The organism is Stenotrophomonas sp. 2YAF22, assembly GCF_052114665.1.
Classification (GTDB): Bacteria; Pseudomonadota; Gammaproteobacteria; order Xanthomonadales; family Xanthomonadaceae; genus Stenotrophomonas; species Stenotrophomonas indicatrix.
Map to the genome: position 1 here is coordinate 1 of NZ_JBFRFE010000795.1, position 1,590 is coordinate 1,590.

1 protein-coding gene is annotated in these 1,590 nt (G+C 68.1%); it reads left to right on the forward strand.

From position 1 onward, the window contains the following. Positions 1-38 precede the first annotated feature (38 nt). The gene (locus AB4Y84_RS21200) at positions 39-1,163 is read left to right on the forward strand and encodes an MFS transporter (protein ID WP_442250880.1); all 1,125 of its coding nucleotides are present in this window, start codon (positions 39-41) and stop codon (positions 1,161-1,163) included. The last annotated feature ends 427 nt before the right edge of the window (positions 1,164-1,590 follow it).

Genomic DNA, 1,590 nt, shown 5'->3' on the forward strand with positions numbered 1-1,590 from the left:
CGCCACGCGCTGCGCCCGCCCCATCACTGGTACTGGCCATGGCCGCCGGCGCGGGCTTTTCGGTGGCCTCGCTCTATTACAGCCAGCCGATGCTGGGCCTGATCGCGCAGGATCTGGCTACGGGCGAGCGTGCCGTGGGCCTGGTGCCGACCCTGACCCAGCTGGGCTATGCGCTGGGCATCCTGCTGCTGGCTCCGTTGGGCGACCGCTTCGACCGGCGCAACCTGATCCTGCTGAAGTCGGTGCTGCTGGCGTTGGCCCTGGGGGCGGCCGCCTTGGCCGGCCAGTTGCCGGGGCTTCTGGTTGCCAGCCTGCTGGTGGGGCTGATGGCCACGCTGGCACAGGACATCGTGCCGGCCGCCGCGGTGCTGGCACCGGATGCGCAGCGCGGGCAGGTGGTGGGCAGGGTGATGACCGGCCTGCTGCTGGGCATCCTGCTGTCGCGCGTGGTCAGCGGCGTGGTGGCCGAAGCCTGGGGCTGGCGCGTGCAGTTCGGCCTCGCAGCGCTTTCGGTGCTGACGATGGGGGCGGTGATGGCACGCGCACTGCCGCACTTCGCTGCGACCAGTACGCTGCGTTATCCGGCGCTGCTGGGTTCGTTGCTGGCGCTCTGGCGTGAGCAGCCGCAGCTGCGCCGCGCCGTGGCCAGCCAGTCGCTGCTGGCGGTGGGCTTCAGTGCGTTCTGGTCGACGCTGGCGCTGATGCTGCACGCACGGCTGGGCCTGGGCAGTGCCGCCGCGGGTGCGTTCGGCATTGCCGGTGCTGCGGGTGCATTGGCGGCACCGGTTGCCGGTCGTTTTGCAGATCGGTTGGGCAGCCCCGCGGTCGCGCGGTTGGCGATTGCCGTCGCCTTGGTTGGCTTTGCGCTGTTGCTGGTCGATTCGTGGCTGCCGGCCGTGGCGCTGCTGCCGTTGCTGGTGGTCAGCGCGCTGCTGTTCGACTTCGGTTTCCAGTCGGCGCTGGTCGCGCACCAGACCCTGGTCTATGGCCTGGTGCCGCCGGCGCGCAGTCGCCTCAATGCACTGCTGTTCACCGGCATGTTCATCGGCATGGCTGGCGGCGGTGCGTTGGGCAGCCTGGCGCTGGCTCAGTGGGGTTGGCACGGCGTGGCGTGGCTGGCGACGATCTGCGCCGGTGGCAGCCTGCTGATTCGTCTGCGTTGAGGGTGGTTCGGCAGGGCTGCGCCCTGCACCTGCTGTAGTGCCGGCCGCTGGCCGGCAACCTCAGCAACGGCAACGGCAACGGCAGAAGCTGGATTCCGTCGGAGGGCGGGGCGGTGTCGGATTGCGGGGACGCCGTRAATCCGTCCATGGAGGCTTGGCCGCGCCATCCMTGGCGCGGACACCCCGCAATCCGACACCGCCCCACCTTCGACAGTTTTCCGGTGTCTGATGGATCCATCCCAAGCTGGATGAATCTCCATCAAAATCCAATATTTCGATAATTGAACGAAGAGCATCCACGCATGGCGTGGATCTACGTGTCGACCAAGGTCGACACCTACCAAAAGCAGGCCATGTCATCCAGACAGATTGCGGAGATCTGTCGAAGGCGGGGTGGGTCCGGTGGCAGGGGCGTGAGCCGCATGGA